The sequence below is a fragment of the Knoellia sinensis KCTC 19936 genome (genome assembly GCF_000768705.1).
Lineage (GTDB): Bacteria > Actinomycetota > Actinomycetes > Actinomycetales > Dermatophilaceae > Knoellia > Knoellia sinensis.
This window is the reverse complement of sequence record NZ_AVPJ01000001.1, coordinates 62,448-79,186: the sequence shown is the minus strand read 5'-3', so window position 1 is coordinate 79,186 and position 16,739 is coordinate 62,448. Positions and strand designations below refer to the sequence as shown.

14 protein-coding genes are annotated in these 16,739 nt (G+C 68.6%); 13 read left to right on the top strand and 1 reads right to left on the bottom strand.

Features of this window, described 5'->3' with window-relative positions:
- The first annotated feature begins 64 nt into the window (after positions 1-64).
- From N802_RS00375 to N802_RS00325, 11 genes are all read left to right on the top strand, one after another.
- Positions 65-481: a hypothetical protein gene (locus N802_RS00375; RefSeq protein WP_156971217.1), complete on the top strand. Its 417-nt coding sequence runs from the start codon at positions 65-67 to the stop codon at positions 479-481.
- Positions 482-560: 79 nt separating this feature from the next.
- On the top strand, positions 561-2,459 hold the full coding sequence (locus N802_RS00370) for a helix-turn-helix domain-containing protein (protein ID WP_169743368.1): 1,899 nt from the start codon (positions 561-563) through the stop codon (positions 2,457-2,459).
- 61 nt (positions 2,460-2,520) lie between these two features.
- Entirely contained in the window at positions 2,521-3,318 is a 798-nt protein-coding gene (locus N802_RS00365) for a mycothiol-dependent nitroreductase Rv2466c family protein (protein ID WP_211254319.1), read from the top strand.
- Positions 3,315-3,986, top strand: coding sequence for a maleylpyruvate isomerase family mycothiol-dependent enzyme (locus N802_RS00360; RefSeq protein ID WP_035910654.1), 672 nt, complete (start codon positions 3,315-3,317; stop codon positions 3,984-3,986). Before N802_RS00365 ends, N802_RS00360 begins: the two co-directional genes overlap by 4 nt.
- Positions 3,987-4,065: 79 nt before the next feature.
- On the top strand, positions 4,066-5,001 hold the full coding sequence (locus tag N802_RS00355; RefSeq protein ID WP_035910651.1) for an ABC transporter ATP-binding protein: 936 nt from the start codon (positions 4,066-4,068) through the stop codon (positions 4,999-5,001).
- A complete protein-coding gene (locus N802_RS00350; RefSeq protein WP_245613777.1) occupies positions 4,998-5,849 on the top strand; it encodes an ABC transporter permease in 852 nt (283 codons plus the stop codon). Before N802_RS00355 ends, N802_RS00350 begins: the two co-directional genes overlap by 4 nt.
- Complete coding sequence (locus N802_RS20700) at positions 5,786-6,940, top strand: sensor histidine kinase (RefSeq protein ID WP_245613776.1); 1,155 nt, start codon at positions 5,786-5,788, stop codon at positions 6,938-6,940. Before N802_RS00350 ends, N802_RS20700 begins: the two co-directional genes overlap by 64 nt.
- Positions 6,937-7,542: a response regulator transcription factor gene (locus tag N802_RS00340; protein WP_035910648.1), complete on the top strand. Its 606-nt coding sequence runs from the start codon at positions 6,937-6,939 to the stop codon at positions 7,540-7,542. The genes N802_RS20700 and N802_RS00340 overlap by 4 nt, the downstream gene beginning before the upstream one ends.
- A gap of 160 nt (positions 7,543-7,702) precedes the next feature.
- Positions 7,703-9,790, top strand: a complete 2,088-nt coding sequence (locus N802_RS00335; protein ID WP_035910645.1) for an MMPL family transporter — start codon at positions 7,703-7,705, stop codon at positions 9,788-9,790.
- Positions 9,791-9,804: 14 nt separating this feature from the next.
- Positions 9,805-11,031 carry a sensor histidine kinase gene (locus tag N802_RS00330; RefSeq protein WP_035910642.1) on the top strand — a complete coding sequence of 409 codons (1,227 nt, stop codon included), beginning with the start codon at positions 9,805-9,807 and terminating at the stop codon, positions 11,029-11,031.
- Positions 11,028-11,684, top strand: a complete 657-nt coding sequence (locus N802_RS00325) for a response regulator (protein ID WP_245613775.1) — start codon at positions 11,028-11,030, stop codon at positions 11,682-11,684. The genes N802_RS00330 and N802_RS00325 overlap by 4 nt, the downstream gene beginning before the upstream one ends.
- 105 nt (positions 11,685-11,789) lie before the next feature.
- Here the strand turns inward: N802_RS00325 and aceE are convergent, their stop codons facing one another.
- Entirely contained in the window at positions 11,790-14,600 is a 2,811-nt protein-coding gene (gene aceE, locus N802_RS00320; protein ID WP_052109250.1) for a pyruvate dehydrogenase (acetyl-transferring), homodimeric type, read from the bottom strand.
- Positions 14,601-14,660: 60 nt separating this feature from the next.
- Between aceE and N802_RS00315 the strand changes: the two genes are divergently transcribed.
- Positions 14,661-15,164, top strand: coding sequence for a PH domain-containing protein (locus N802_RS00315; protein ID WP_052109249.1), 504 nt, complete (start codon positions 14,661-14,663; stop codon positions 15,162-15,164).
- A complete protein-coding gene (locus N802_RS00310) occupies positions 15,161-16,735 on the top strand; it encodes a PH domain-containing protein (RefSeq protein WP_035910636.1) in 1,575 nt (524 codons plus the stop codon). Before N802_RS00315 ends, N802_RS00310 begins: the two co-directional genes overlap by 4 nt.
- The last annotated feature ends 4 nt before the right edge of the window (positions 16,736-16,739 follow it).

The following is a 16,739-nucleotide window of genomic DNA, read 5'->3' as shown; positions in this document are numbered from 1 at the left end:
TGGCCGTTCGGCTCCGGTGTGCACGGGGCTGACGCGGAACGACGCGCGGGAGCACACTGGAGGCATGGCACGGAACGCTGCCCTTGTCGCCACAGCTGCGGCACAACTGACCGCGGGCCTCGTGGGTGAGGCGATCGCAGCCCGGAGGGGGCGCCCTTCCGACCCGATGCTGGGTCACTGGAACCTCCCTCGTGACCACATGGTTCGCAACGCCATCGTCCTCGGGACAGGTCAGTCGGCACCGAACATCATGATGATGACGCAGGCCGTCGCCGCCGCCCAGTTGGCACGCGACGGAAGCCCGCGCGCGCGACGAACCCTTGGCGTCCTCGGCGCCATCATGATCGGGGGCTACCTCATCGAGCGGGAGACGCCCCTGTGGAGTGGACACCGGGATGCGCTCGCCACGCCGGTGTTCGCGACGGGCCTCGCTGGGGCGATCGCGATGGCACTGCTGGGACTCCGGGGTGGCGACCGCTGAACGGTCCGCGAAGGTTCGGGGAGCCCGCAGCCAGGGCGACCCGATTGCCTTGGGGTCGCCGGGCGATCAGACTCCGAGGGTGACCAGCACGTGGGCTGAAGATCCGGTTGTGGCGCGGCTCCTGGGTGCCGCTGCCGTGGCTGGTCCCCGCTTCCGGCTCGTCGTGGTCGCCAAGGTCCTGGAGCTGGATGCGGGAGACGGTCTGGCGGCCGTGGACCGGGCGGTTCGCGCGGGTGTGCTGGCCTTGGCACCGGATGCCGGCGAAGGGTGGTTCACGGGTGAGGGTGCTCGCCGTGCTGTCGAAACACAACTGGCCCTGGCGGATCGGGCCGACCTTCACCGGAGGTTCGCGGAGGCGTTGGCATCTGAACCCGATCAGGATCACGGGGAGATCGTCAGGCATCTCTTGGCCGCTGCCGCAGCCACCGTGGATCCCTTGGAGCGGGCTCGAACGCAGATCAGCTTGGCTCCGCATGCCGTGGCCGCCGGAGATCTCGGAACTGCACGCGCCGCCGTGCAGGCCGCGATGGGTGTGGCACGCACCTCCGGTTCCGCTGCGTTGCTGGCGGATGCGGCCTCAACCCTTGAGCCACTGGGCGAGTCCTCATGGGACGGTGACGTGTACCAATGGTGCGCCGAGGCTCTGGCGGCCCCGGCGCTCGATGGCGCGACCCGGGTCCGGCTCTTGGCCCGGCAGACACAGGCGGCGGTCTACTGCGGCCGCTGGACGGAGGCGCTCGCCGCGAGCGGCCAAGCCCTCCGCGGTGCCGACGTGCTCGGCGATGCGTCGCTCCTCATCGAGGCGCTCACGGCACGGCAGCTCGCGACAAGCGGTCCGGACGACATCGATGAACTGCTCCGGCTCGCCGATCGGATGGCGGATCTCGGGACGTCGACCGGTCGCGCCGACGTCGAGATGTGGGCCTGTCTCTGGCGCATCGACGCGCTGTGGTTCCTGGGCGACCTGGCGGCCATCGAGGTGGAGTCGAGTCGATTGGAGAGCTGTGTCGGACGAATCCCCGGTGGCGCGAGCCGATGGCACCTTCTCGGCGCGCGTGCCGCGTTGGCGTTGGCCCGGGCGGACTTCACGGAGGCCGAGCGGCTGCACGCTGAGGTCATCGAAATCCTGGAGCAGCTCGGTCACCCGGCGGTGCACGGTGCGTGGGTGTCGTTCCGGACTTTGCTGGGTCACCACGTCGGGCACTCGAACGAACTGCTCGGCCCTGCGGTCTGGGACTTCGGCACTGATCCACGCTGGGCGTTGGGCACGCGGCTGATCCGCGCGTTCGTGCTGGTCGACTGTGACCGTACCGAAGAAGCGGCCGCGCTCTACCAGCGTTGCGGTGCCCCGCAGGGGTGGGATCTTCCGCGAACGGGCGTGCTCCTCGTGTGGGCGATCGCGTCCAGAGTGGCTGCGGCTGTGGGTGCGGCCGACGATGTCCGGTACTTCCGCGCTCGTCTGGAACGCCATCGCGGACGATATGTCGTGGCTGGCGGCGGGGCGACGGCGTGCATGGGGCCGGTCGAGTTGGCTGTCGGGGCATGTGCGAGGGCACTCGGCGACTGGACTGCGGCTGAGCAGGATCTGCGTCGGGCCTCAGCCTTGTGCCACGAGGGTGGCGTGCCAGGTCTTCGAGTGGAGGCCGACTGCCTGCTCGCCGAGGCGCTCGACGGGTCGGGAGATCCGGTCGCGGCCGCAGTCGTTGCGAGGGAGGCGCTCCCACTTGCCCGCACGCTCGGGATGGTGCCATGGGCAAGGAGGCTGGAGCAGTTGGCTGTGCGGGACGATCCACTCAGCCCTCGAGAGCGACAGATCGCCGGATTGGTCGCGGATGGTCTCAGCAATCGGGAGATCGCGGCGCGACTGGTCATCTCCGAGCGCACCGCCCAGAACCACGTGCAGCACATCCTGGGCAAGCTCGGCTTCGTGAACCGGGCGCAGATCGCGGCGTGGACCGAACGCGGCCGTTCCCGATGAGCAGGCGGAATGAGCAATTCGCACGATGCGCGCGCGGCCGCTCAACCGATTCGCTGGGGACATGGAAAGACTCGTATCAAGCAACGGCGCCCCGGATCTGGCGAAGTGGGAGATCGCGGTGACGGCCTATCTGAAGAAGGTCCAGCGTCACGCTCCGCCCAGGGGCACACTCCAGCGGATCGAGGCCGCGCGGGCGAGCAACGCGACCATTCCAGGCGCACCGACTGTCGTCGACCTCTACGTCGACCCGATCTGCCCCTACACCTGGATCGCTTCGTGCTGGTTGCGGGAGGTAGGGAGACTGCGCGCGATCGACGTCCGTCACCACGTCATGAGCCTGCACCTGCTCAACGCCGGCGGTGTCCTCGAGAAGCGGTATGCCGGGATGGTGGGGCCCTCTCGCGTGGCGATGGCCGTCGTCCAACAGCACGGGCGCGAGGCATTCGCCACCTGGCACCGCGAGTTCGGCCACCGGATCTTCGACCACTGGCGCTTTCCGACGCCCAGGGAGTATCGCGCTGCCGCTCTCGACGCGCTGGTCGCGACCGGACTGCCGGCGGCGCTCGCGGAGGTCGCGGTGTCGGATGCGTACGACGACGCGCTTCGCGCCTCCACGGACGCGGCGATCCTGCCGGTCGGATTCGACGTCGGCACACCGGTGGTCCACATCGACGGCGTTGCCTTCTTCGGCCCGATCCTCAATGCGGTCCCGATGGGCGATGCAGCCGTCCGACTGTTCGACGGAATCCGGCTCGTGTCCGAGAGCCAGGACTTCTTCGAGTTCAAGCGCAGCCGAATCGCTCCACCTGATGTCTGGTACGCGCCGCAGGAGCGCTACGACGAAGGGGTCCGCACATGAACAGCGACGAGATCTGGGCCGCCATCGATGACCAGCGGCGGCGCACCGCCAACCTGCTCGAGACGCTCACGGCCGAGCAGTGGGATCACCCGTCCCTCTGTGACGGGTGGTCGGTCCGCCACGTCGCAGCCCACTTGACCCCAACGATGCAGCAACAGCGGATCAGGGATGCCATCTCTTTCATGGCGAGTCACCCCAAGGTGCTCCGAGCCGGTTCCCTGAACGGCATCATTCACGACTCGGCGGTGCTCCTTGCCGCAGAGCTGTCCGAGGCGGAGATCATCGGACGCATCCGGGGCATGGAGGGCTTGCGTCGGCACAATGCCTTCGTCACCGAGCGTGGGTCCCTCATCGACATCCTCGTGCACGGTCAGGACATCGCCCTCCCACTGGGCCTGACTCTCGACATGCCCGCGGAGGCAGCCGCGGAGGCCGCCGAGCGGGTCTGGGCGACGCGCCACACCTGGCTGGGCGTCGTCTTCCGCAACCACTCGCTGGACCCCTACCGACTCACTGCAACGGACACCGACTGGTCCGTTGGCGAGGGCCTCGACGTGCGCGCGTCGGCGGGAGCCCTCCTGCTTCTCATGACCGGCCGCACGGCCCGTATCGATGAGCTTGAAGGTGCAGGGGCCGACGAGCTGAGGCGGTCCCTCGTCGCGGGCTGACTGCACCTGACAGATGTCATGGTGAGTTGGTGGCTTCCGGCACTGCCGGGAGCCGCCCTCGCCGCCGCACGCTTGATGCATGACACCCACCGACTCAGCCGCCGTCGAACTGACGGGCCTCAGCAAGTCCTTCCCGAGCCGTGCAGGAGCGGTCCGGGCAGTGAAGGGCATCGACCTCACCATCAGGCGCGGAGAGATCGTCGCCTTCCTCGGCCCCAACGGCGCCGGCAAGACCACGACGCTCGACCTCGTCCTCGGACTCACCAGCCCCACGTCCGGCGATGTGCGTGTGCTCGGACGGTCACCTCGGGAAGCGGTTCGCGCCGGGCAGGTCTCGGCCGTGCTCCAGACCGGCGGTCTCCTGCGTGACCTCTCCGTCCGCGAGACGGTCCAGATGATCGCGAGCACGTATGCCGTCCACGCGCCTGTCGACGACGTCGTGCGTCGCGCGGGTCTCACCCCCATCGAGAAGCGGCGCGTGTCCAAGTGCTCGGGTGGAGAGCAGCAACGGCTGCGGTTCGCGCTCGCCCTGCTGCCCGACCCGGACCTACTCATCCTCGACGAGCCGACCGCGGGCATGGACGTCCAGTCCCGGCGCGCCTTCTGGGACGCGATGAAGGTCGAGGCCGACGCAGGCCGGACCGTCCTCTTCGCAACGCACTACCTCGAAGAGGCCGATGCGTTCGCGGGCCGCATCGTCCTGGTCGCGGACGGGGAGATCGTCGCCGATGGCCCCACTGACGAGATCAGGGCCCGCGCGCTTGGCCGCCGCGTGTCAGCCCGGGTGCCTTCGGAACGCCTACCTGACGCCGTCGCCCACCTGCGTGTCATGGCCATCGTGCATGACGTCGCCGTCGAGCAGAACCGCCTCACCGTAGAGTCCTCCGACTCGGACGCGGTGGCTCGAGAGCTCCTGACGTCATGGGGCGCCCACGACCTCGAGATCACAAGCGGCTCACTCGAGTCGGCCTTCATCGCACTCACCCGTTCAGACACCGAAGGAGCAGTGGCATGACCACCGCGACCACGAAGCCCAGCAGCACCCTTGAGACCCCGGCACGGAAGCCTCGGGTGACCGGGCTCGGAGAGCCGACCGAGCGAGGCAAGCGGACGGCATACCTCCGTCTTGAACTGAAGCGCGTGACGCGCGATCTCGTGACGATGTTCTTCGTCGTGGCGCTCCCGGCCTTCATGTACCTGCTCTTCGGCGCGAGCGCCGGTTGGTCCCAGCAATCGGCCGGCAACGGCAACGTCGCCCTCTACGTCATGATCTCGATGGCCGCCTACGGTGCGGTCACCGCGACGGTCGGCGTCGGCGGCACGGCCGCAGTGGAGCGCATGCAGGGGTGGGGCCGGCAGTTGGGACTCACCCCTCTGGGCGACGGCACCTTCGTCGCGATCAAGGCGACCGTCGCCCTGCTCATCGCGATCCTGCCGATCCTCGTCGTCTATGTCCTCGGGGCCTTCACCGGAGCCAAGGGAAGCCTGATGGCCTGGGCGGGCAGCGCAGCGATCCTGGTTGCGGGCGCGGTCATGTTCGCGCTCTACGGGCTGATCTTCGGGATGGCGTTCCGGTCCGAGTCCTCGGTCTCGGCCGCATCGGGTTCGCTCGTCATCCTCGGCTTCCTCGGCAACATCTTCTTCCCGCTGAGTGGTTTCCTCCTCGACCTCGCCCGGTTCACCCCGCTGTACGGCTATGTCTCCCTGGCGCGCTACCCCCTGACCGGGGGCGACGTGGTCGACACCGCCGGCAACCTCACGCACCAGCCCCTCTGGATGCCGGTGACTAACGTTGTGGTGTGGACGGTGATCTTCGCAGTGCTCGCGACGTGGCTGGTGCAGCGCAGTCGCGGCCGACAGTGAACGCCGAGGCAGTGTCGACCCACTCCCAGCCCACCGATCCGTGGCGGCGCTGGGGGTGGGTCATGGGCGCGGTGTGGCTCGTCTTCCTCGCCTTCCCGATAGCGGGTGTCGTGGCCAGCGACGAGAGTCGACCGCGCACCGTCGGCGCCGTCGCACTCTTCGTCCTCTTCGGGCTGGTCTATATCCGAGCCTTTGTCCGGATGGGCCGTCCCTCGACGGAGCGGTCGGTGCGTCGTGACGGAGTCGCCCATCTCGTCGCGCTGCTCCTCATCTGTGGCGCCATCCATGCCCTCGTCGGTGCGTTCTCCGTCGGCGCTGGCCCCTATCTCGTCGCCCTGTCGATGTTCGTCCTGCCGCTCTGGGCCGGGGTGCTGATGACAGCGGCGGTCCTCGTCCTCACGTTCTGGCTGACCACGGGGGCAGGCGGGGCGGACGAGTGGTTCCTCATGGGGATCGTCGTGCTCATCGCCGTGGTCACCGGAGTGGTGCGCGGGCTCGACCGGCGCACGGTCCTCTATGAGCAGCTGACGGGCGAGTTGGCCATGGCTGCCGAGCGTGACAGGGTCGCGCGGGACGTCCACGACGTCGTCGGGCACACCCTCACCGCCATGAGCCTCAAAGCCGACGTGGCGGAGCGCCTGGTGGCGACCGACCCCGAACGGGCCCGGCGTGAGATTGCTGAGGTCGCCGCGTTGAGCCGTCAGGCGCTCGCTGAGGTGCGGGCTGCAGTGGGCGGAATCCGTTCGGCGAGTCTGAGCGACGAAATCGCCTCTGCCGAGCGGGTGCTCGCCTCGGCCGGCATCCGGTCGGAGATGCCGAGTGACCTCACGATCGTCGACCCGCGCCATCGGGTGGTCCTCGCCTGGGTGCTGCGGGAGGCCGTCACCAACGTCGTGCGGCACAGCAATGCCACCGTATGCCGTGTGGTCCTGGGGCCGTCCTCACTCACCGTCGAGGACGACGGACGAGGCCCGTCCGGCCTGCGAGAGGGCAACGGGCTCAGGGGGGTTCGCGAGCGGGTCGACGCAGCCGGGGGAGAGCTGCGAGTGATCGATGTGTCGCCCGGAGTCCGGCTCGAGGTGTCCCTGTGATCCGGGTGCTCGTCGCCGACGATCAGGCGCTCGTGCGCGGAGCGGTCGTCACCTTGCTCGGGCTCGAACCGGACCTCGACGTCGTTGCCGAGGCAGGTCGTGGTGACGAGGTGCTCGACCTGGTCCGGGCACATGACGTCGACGTCGCCCTGCTCGACGTCGAGATGCCCGGCATGGACGGCATCGAGGTGTGTCGGTCGTTGATCGCCTCGGGCATGGGAGTGCGGTCACTGATCGTCACGACCTTCGGGCGACCGGGGTTCGTCCGGAGGGCCCTGGAAGCCGGCGCTGCGGGGTTCGTCGTCAAGGACACGCCTGCATCCGAGCTCGCTGACGCGGTGCGACGAGTGCACGCGGGGGAGCGCGTCATCGACGGCGCGCTCGCGGCCGAGTCCCTCATCGAGGGCGCCAACCCGCTCACCGTCCGTGAGCAGGACGTCCTGCGTGCCGCCCTGGGCGGTGCGCCGATCGCCGTTGTCGCCAAGGCTGTTCACTTGTCCGAGGGGACGGTGCGCAACTACCTGTCGTCGGCGATGGCCAAGACAGCTACTTCGACGCGGGCCGAAGCCGCAGTTCACGCACGCGACCGCGGCTGGCTCTGACACACCCCGCTGCTCGACTTTGTGCCCGAATGGGACACGCTGATGGAGGCCTACGGCCGACGAAGCGTGTCCCATTCGGGCACAAAGTCGGTCCGTCATCGTCCGAAAGGTTGATGCCCGGCGGAGGCGTCGGCAGACACCTCATTCCTACCGTCGAGGCATGCCCTTCATCTCGCGCTTCACCTCCCGCCGTGGAGCGTGGATCACACTCGCGCTCGGCCTCCTCCTCAGCCTCGGAGTCATCGGCGGACTTCGCGGGGCGGAAGCGCCGCCGCGGGCCGACGCCGCTCCGACAACCTCGGAGTCCGCCAGGGTCGCGGAGCTCGTCGCAGGGTTCCCCGACGCCGACGTCCAGAGCGTGCTCCTCGTGGCCACGCGGGACGACGATGCCGCGTTGACCACCAGCGACATGGCAGCGCTGACTTCTCTCGCGACCTCGTTGCCCGCGACCCCCGGGCATCCGACGAGCCCTGCCATGCCGTCCAAGGACGGCCGCGCAGCCCTGGTCCAGATACCGATGACCGCATCGGCGGACAACGGTGAGAACGCGGAGACGATCTCTCACCTGCGCGATCTCGTGAGGGAGCGGGCACCCGACGATCTCTCAGTGCTCGTGACGGGGGGACCCGCGTTCGGCGCCGACATCGCCCAGGCCTTCGACGGAGCGAACGTCACGCTGCTTCTCGTGACCATCGGCGTCGTCGCCCTCCTGTTGCTCCTCACCTATCGGTCACCGGTCCTGTGGCTCGTACCCGTGCTCGTCGTCGGCGTGGCCGATCAGGTCGCCACCGTCCTCACCACAGCGCTGGGATCGGCGCTGGACTTCTCGTTCGACACCGGGATCGTGAGTGTCCTGGTCTTCGGGGCGGGCACGAACTACGCGATGCTCCTGATCTCTCGCTACCGCGAGGAGTTGTGGCACAAGAGCGACCACCGAGTCGCGCTCGTTCGTGCCTGGCGCGCAACCCTGCCGGCCATCGTTGCGAGCAACGTCACGGTGGTGCTCGCGTTGGCCACCCTTGCGGCGGCGGTCATCCCGGGCACTCGGGGGTTGGGTATTGCCGCTGCGGCGGGTCTGGTGGTGGCGTTGGTCGCCGTGCTCGCCCTCCTCCCGGCGGCGCTCGCCGTCACCGGTCGTCGCGTTTTCTGGCCCTACATCCCGAGGGCCGCCCGCAAGGACGAGCCCGTTTCGTCGACGTGGGGCTCCATTGCGACGGCCGTCATGCGCCGGCCCGGGGTCGTCGTCACGTTGGGACTGCTCGCTCTTGGGCTGCTCGCAGGCGGACTCTTGGGCACGAAGGTCGGCCTCGCCCAGACGGAGCAGTTCCGAGTCCCTTCCGAATCGGCCACTGGGCTCGAGGTCCTGAGTCGGCACTTCCCGGCCGGTGCGGCGCAACCCCTGATGATCGTGGCCAGGGCCGACCGAGTCGAGGACGTCGCGGCGGCAGTCTCGTCCGTCCCGGGCGTGGATCATGCCCGACCTCTCGAGGACGCTCCGAACACGCGGGGGTCTCTCGGGCGCATCAGTGTGGTCACCACGGCCGACCCGGGAACGGGGACGGCGCGGCAGACGGTGGCCGATGTGCGTGCCGCCGCCCACGCCGTGTCGGGTGCAGAGGCGCTCGTGGGTGGGCAGCAGGCCACCGACGTCGATGCCAGGGAGGGCAACCGTCGCGACCTCCTGCTCATCGTGCCCATGATCCTGCTGGTCAACGCGCTCGTCCTCATGGCCCTGACCCGCTCGCTCGTCGCCCCGGCGGTCCTCCTGGGCGTCAACCTGGTCAGCGCGCTGGCGACGATCGGAGCCGGTTCGTGGATTGGGCGCCATGTGCTCGACTGGTCGGCGCTCGACCTGCAGGTGCCGCTCCTGTCGTTCCTCTTCCTTGTCGCGCTCGGCATCGACTACACGATCTTCCTCGTGCATCGCGCCCGCTCGGAGGCAGCAGCCCTCGGCACTCGCCGCGGCATGGTGCGAGCGGTCCACGGGACCGGCGCCGTGATCACGAGTGCCGGCATCGTCCTCGCCGCGGTCTTCGCCGCGCTCGGTGTCCTGCCGCTCGTCGCCCTGGGCCAGCTGGGCCTCATCGTCGGACTCGGTGTCGTCATCGACACCTTCCTCGTCCGCACGGTGCTCGTGCCAGGGATCTTCGCCCTGCTGGGCGATCGGATCTGGTGGCCGGTTCGTGGACCTGACGTGGACATGGCGCCTACGCACTCCGAGGCTGCAGACTTCGTCACCGTCGGCTGAAGTAGCGTCGCCACATGCACCGCGTCATGCGCACCCTGACCGTGGTCCAGCACATTCTCTTCGGGGTACTGACTGCCGTCTGCGTGACGCGGTCCTGGTCCACCGGCGCCCCGCGCGTCCCGCTGGTCGTCGCCGCGATGATTCTCATTGCCTGGTATGCCGTGGGCCTGCGGTGGAGTGCGCGCAGCACTGATCGGTCGGCCGGGTTCTCCGGCGTGGGTGAGGGCAGCCCGCAGGCTCGGTGGTGGCTCGTCGGTCTCGTCGCCTGCTGGCTGGCACTCGTCCTCGTCTCTGCCGAGAACGTCTGGCTTGCGTTCAGCCTCTGGCTCCTCATCCCGCACTTCCTTCCAGTGCGATGGGCGGCAGTCCTGAGCCTCGCCGTCCTCGCCGTCGTGATCTGGCGGCCGTGGTTCGCGACCGGCGACCTCTCGGTCGCCGAAGCGATCGGGCCGGCGATCGGTGCCATGTTCGCTTTCGCCCTGTCACGCGGACAGCACCAGCTCGTGCGGGACGCGATCGAGCGCCAGCGTCTCGTCGACTCGCTCGTCCGGGCGCAGGACGAGATGGCGGCTCTGCACGACGAGCTCGCCGCGGCGCAGCGTGAGTCCGGTGTACTCCAGGAGCGAGGTCGGCTGTCACGGGACATCCACGACACGCTGGCCCAGGGGTTTTCGTCGATCGTCCTGCTCGCCCGGGGGAGGTCCGTGGTCGCGGGCGAGCGGGACCTGAACCAGCTGCTCAACCAGATCGAGTCCACCGCGAGTGCCAACCTCGTCGAGGCACGCAGTGTCGTCGGCGCCCTGGCGCCGACGTCCTTGTCGGACCATGGCCTGACCCAGGCGCTCGGTCGGATCCTCGAGGCACTGGAGACAGAGACGGGGATCCGGACCGAACTGCGGGTGGAGGGAGAGCCGTTGCATCTCCCGACTGCCACAGAGGTGGCGCTGCTGCGCACGGCGCAGGGGGCGTTGGCCAACGTCCGGTCCCACTCGGGGGCGGGCCGTGTCGTCGTGACCCTCTCAGGACTGGAGGACCGGGTGCTCCTCGAGGTCCTCGATGACGGGCGCGGCTTCGACCCCGACGCGCTGACCGAACGCGCCGGCGCCTACAGCCTCGGGGGGTACGGGCTGCCGTCGAGCAGGGCCCGACTGCGTGAACTGGGCGGTGACCTCGAACTCGAGTCCGCACCCGGGGACGGCACGGCTCTGTCAGCCCATCTGCCCATCGGCTCAGCCACATGATGTCGGCGGCCGAAGCAACTCCCCCCGAGAAGCCCATCAGGGTGCTCATCGTCGATGACCACCCCGTGGTGCGATCAGGCATGCGCACCCTTCTTGCGGCGTCCCCCTGCATCGAGATCGTCGGCGAGGCTGCGACCGGGCGCGAAGCCCTCGGCCTCGTCGAAACAACGTCCCCCGACGTCGTGCTCACCGACCTGAGACTGGGGTCCGGGCTCGACGGAGTGGGCGTGACCCGGGCGGTGCGAGCCGCTCACGACGATGTCGCAGTCCTCATCATCACCACGTTCGACCACGACGCCGATATCGTCCGCGCTGTCGAGGCCGGTGCTGCGGGCTACCTGCTCAAGGACGCGCTCCCCGAGGAGATCGTCGCGGCGATCCGGGCGGCAGCAGTCGGGGAGACCGTGCTGTCGGCCCAGTTGACGGAGCGGGTCGTCGAGACCATGCGGGCCGGACAACGACAGCTGAGCGACCGTGAGCGCGAGGTCCTCGTGCTCGTTGCGGAGGGGCTGTCCAACGACGAAATCGCCAAGGCACTCTTCATCAGCCGGGCCACCGTGAAAACCCACCTGGGGCATCTGTTCGGCAAGCTCGGTGCGGATTCCCGGACGGCAGCCGTCGCTACCGCGCGGCGCCTCGGCCTCCTCGACTGACCGCAGCGGCGGACGCTCAAAGGCGAGCGGACGGCATACCCGGTTTTTGGCGTCCGCAACTTTGGTCGCAGTGGCGACCAAAGTTGCGGACACAACCGGGTCAGGTCAGCTGTCGCCGCCCTCGTTGCCGCTCGTGCCGGCACGCACGTCGAGCAGGTCGTACTTCTCCGCGGCCTTGCCCGGGACGTCGGCAGCAACCTCGCCGCGCGCCGCGAGGACCTGAAGGGTGCGGACAGCCAGGGACGGACCGTCGACGTGGAAGAACCGCCGGGCCGCCGGACGGGTGTCGGCGAACCCGAAACCGTCCGTACCGAGCGAGTGGAACTCGCCGGGGACCCACTGGGCGATCTGGTCCGGGACCGCGCGCATGTAGTCGGACGTCGCGAGCACCGGACCGGCGGCATCCTTGAGCTTCTGGGTCACGTAGGGAACGCGAGCGTCCTCCTCGGGGTGGAGGAAGGCCTGCTCGTCGCAGTCGAGGCCGTCGCGGCGCAACTCGCCCCACGACGTCACCGACCAGACGTCGGCCGCAACGCCCCAGTGGTCCGCGAGCAGTCGCTGGGCCTCGAGGGCCCAGGGCACGCCGACGCCGGAGGCGAGGAGTTGCGCGCGCGCGGGTGTGTGCGTCCAGCCGGACGTGTCCGCCTTCTCGATGAGGTGCATGCCCCGCAGGATGCCGTCACGGTCGACGCCCTCGGGCTCAGCGGGTTGCAGGATGGGCTCGTTGTAGACGGTGAGGTAGTAGATGAGGTCCTCGGGACTCTCGCCGTACATGCGCTGGAGACCGTCGCGCATGATGTGACCGATCTCGTAGCCGTAGGCCGGGTCGTAGGCCACGACGGCGGGGTTGGTCGAGGCGAGTAGCGGGGAGTGCCCGTCGGCGTGCTGCGTTCCCTCTCCGGTGAGCGTCGTCCGGCCGGCGGTGGCTCCGATGAGGAAGCCTCGTGCCATCTGGTCCGCAGCGGCCCAGATCGAGTCACCCGTCCTCTGGAACCCGAACATCGAGTAGAAGATGTAGATCGGGATCATCGGCTCGCCATGTGTCGAGTAGCTCGTCGCTGCCGCAGTGAACGCCGCCACCGAGCCGGCCTCGTTGATGCCGAGGTGCAGGATCTGGCCCTGCTCGGACTCGCGGTAGCTCAGCATGAGGTCGTGGTCGACCGGGGTGTAGTTCTGCCCGTGCGGGTTGTAGATCTTCAGGGTCGGGAAGAAGCTGTCCATTCCGAACGTCCGCGCCTCGTCGGGGATGATCGGCACGATGCGCTTGCCGAACTCCTTGTCGCGCACGAGGTCCTTGAGCAGGCGCACGAAGGCCATCGTCGTGGCGATCGTCTGCTTGCCTGAGCCCTTCTTCACCTGCGTGTAGGCGTCGTCTCCGGGCAGCGTGATCTGGGTGTACTTGCTCCGCCGCTCGGGGATCGGACCACCCAGCTCACGGCGGCGCTCCAACATGTACTCGAGGGCCGGGTCGTTCTCGCCCGGGTGGAAGTACGGCGGCTGATAGGGGTTTTCCTCGATCTGCGCATCGGTGATGGGCAGGCGCAGGACGTCGCGGAACCCCTTGAGGTCCTCCACCGTCATCTTCTTCATCTGGTGCGTTGCATTGCGACCGGCGAAGCCCTTGCCGAGGGAGTAGCCCTTGATCGTGTGGGCGAGGATCACGGTCGGCTGACCGGTGTGGTGCACCGCGGCCTGGTAGCCCGCGAAGACCTTGCGGTAGTCGTGTCCGCCGCGCTGCAGGTCGTGCCAGATCTGGTCGTCGGTGAGGCTCTCGACCATCTTGCGGGTGCGCGGGTCGCGACCGAAGAACTCCTCACGGACGTAGGCGCCATCGTTGGCTCGGAACGTCTGGTAGTCACCGTCAGTGGTCGTGTTCATGATGTGGCGCAGGGCGTGGTCGCGGTCGGCGGCGAGCAGCGGGTCCCAGCCGCGCCCCCAGATGACCTTGACGACGTTCCAGCCCGCACCGCGGAAGAAGGCCTCGAGCTCCTGGATGATCTTGCCGTTGCCTCGCACCGGACCATCGAGACGCTGGAGGTTGCAGTTCACGACGAACGTCAGGTTGTCGAGCTCCTCGTAGGAGGCGAGCTGCAGGAGTCCGCGCGACTCCGGCTCGTCCATCTCGCCGTCGCCGAGGAAGGCCCAGACGCGCTGGTCGCTCGTGTCCTTGATGCCGCGCGCGTGGAGGTACTTGTTGAACTGTGCCTGGTAGATGGCGTTCATCGGCCCGAGTCCCATGGAGACGGTCGGGAACTGCCAGTAGTCCGGCATCATCCGCGGGTGCGGGTAGGACGACAGCGCCTGGATCGAGCCGTCGACCACGTGGCTCTTCTCCTGGCGGAAGCCATCGAGCTGGGTTTGCGTGAGGTGACCCTCGAGGAAGCTCCGGGCATACATGCCGGGGGAGGCGTGGCCCTGGAAGAAGATCTGGTCCCCGCCACCGGGATGGTCCTGTCCGCGCCAGAAGTGGTTGAAGCCGACTTCATAGAGCGTGGCCGCCGAGGCATAGGTGGAGATGTGGCCGCCGACGGCAACCCCGGGGCGCTGCGCGCGGTGCACCATGACGGCCGCGTTCCAGCGGATCCAGCGGCGGTACGTCCGCTCGACGTCCTCGTCGCCGGGGAACCACGGCTCCTGCTCGGCGTCGATGGTGTTGACGTAGTCAGTCGCTGTGAGGGAGGGGACACCGATCTGGTTTTCGCGGGCCCGTTCCAGCAGGCGCAGCATGAGATAGCGCGCCCGCTGGCGTCCACCCTCGTCGATCACCGCGTCGAGCGACGCCAACCACTCCGAGGTTTCCTCGGGGTCGATGTCGGTGAGGCTGCTGGGGAGGCCATTGAGGATCGGTCCGGCTTCCTCGCGAAACGTCACGACGCTGTCCCTTCTACTGACGGATCCGACCGGTGAGGTCGTCATCACATCCTGTCACTGGGGAGTGGTCGCCGTCACACTCGGGTCGGCTGGCAGGCTGGGGCCATGACGACCGAGCTCGATCCCACCGCCGTGACGCTCCGGGGTGACGAGTTGCCCTGGCAGCCGGTGAGCCCGGCACTGCGCACCGTCCGTCTCATCACCCTGTTCGCGTTCCTGACGCCCGTCGTGGTGGTGTTCGGAGTCCTCGCCATCGTCCTGTCTCCATGGTTCTGGATCGGCGCGGTCGTCGCTGGTGTCGTCCTCGCGTGGGGCGCGTGGCTCATCTTCCGGCAAGTCTCGGCCATCTCGTGGATCGAGCTCCCGGACGAGATCGTCATCCGCAAGGGCCGGCTCTTCCGCTCGCTCGTGAGCATCCCCTACGGTCGCCTTCAATACATCGACGTCCAGTCGGGTCCGCTCATGCGATCCCGGGGCATCGCCTCCTGCGAGTTCCACACGGCATCACCGCAGAGTGGCGGCACCCTTCCAGGGCTGCCCCTCGCCGAGGCCGAGGCGCTCCGTGGCCGCCTCGCCGCACACGGGGAAGCACAGCGAGCGGGCCTGTGACACAGTCGAACTCGGAACCGGCGTCGGCTCGTCGAGACCTTGAGCTCCACGAGTGGCAGCACCTCCACCCGCTCTCGCCCGTCCTCCGTGGCGGTGTGGTCGGCGTCGCGATGCTCGGGTATGCCGCGACGCAGTTCGTCGATGACCTGTTCCGTGGGCTGGGTGGAGGCGAGCGACCAAGCGACCCCGGCGACGAGGCCGCAGAGGACGGGCTGCGGAATGGAATCGGTTTCCTCTTCGAGCACTCGCTTGTCACCGCCGCAGTCATCCTCGGAGTGTTTGCCGTCATCGGTCTGGTCGGCTGGCTCACATGGCGGTTCTCGAAGTTCCGCGTGACAGGAGGCCAGCTCGAGTTCCGCAAGGGCTGGCTCTTCCGGGAGCACCGTCAGGTGCCGCTCGAGAGGGTTCAGGCGATCGAGATCAGCCGCCCGCTGCTCGCCCAGATCACGGGGCTCTCCCAGGTCATCGTCCAGTCGGCTGGCGGCGGGGACTCCAACCTCAAGCTGGCCTTCCTCAGCGCAGGCCGGGCCGACGAGGTCCGGCGCGAGCTTCTGGTCCTGGCCGGCCGGCGGGACGAAGCCCGACCGGCGCGCGCAGACGGCCTGGCGTCGTCCGCTGACGACGGGGACATCGACCTGGGTCGTGAGGTGTTGCGGGTTCCCAATTCGAGGCTCTTCGTGGCCACGATCCTGCATGGCGGCACGATTCTCGTCGGGGTGGTCGCCCTGGTCGCCGGAACCGTCGCTCTTGCCGCCTACGGGTCGAGTCTTGAGGCGCTGACAGGCGTCGCGATCGCCCTCCCGGCACTGGGCCCACTGGCCCTGGGTGTCGCGGTGAACCGGGTGCAGGAGTTGCTCAAGCACGGCAACTTCAGGTTGGCCGACACTGGCACCTCCGCCCGCATCCAGCACGGACTCACCGACAAGCGGACGACGACGATCCCACTGCACCGCATCCAGGCCATCGGGATGGTTCAGCCGCTTTGGTGGCGTCCGTTCGGTTGGTGGCGCTGCAAGGTCAATGTCGCCGGCATTGCACAGGACCCCTCGGGCAGCGAGGGCCACGAGACGACGGTCCTCCCTGCAGGGACGCTCGAGCAGGCGCTCGACGTCCTCACCCTCCTCGACCCCGCGGTGTCCGAGACCGACCTGCGACGGGCAGCCCTCGGCGAGGGCGAGAAGGGCGGCTGGACGCTCGTGTCGTCGCGTGCAAAGGTCTTCGACTGGCTCAGCTGGCGACGCAACGGATTCGCCGCGTCGGAGCATTCGCTGATGCTGCGTACTGGACGGTGGTGGCGGCGCGTCTCGGTGATACCCCACGCGCGGGTCCAGTCGATGACCCTGCACCAGGGCCCTCTCGAACGCCGGCTCGAGATGGCCACGGTCACCCTCGTCTCAACCCCGGGCCCTGTCGACGTCACGATCGCCCACCTCGAGGTCGGGACGGCGACCGAGTTGCTGCGCGACGAGTCGGGCCGAGCCCGCGATGCACGCCAAATAGCGCGAAGCGGTTGCACAGCGGACGATATTCCTAGTCAACTAGTGCCCCCAGACATCACCGACGAGAGGTAGCCCT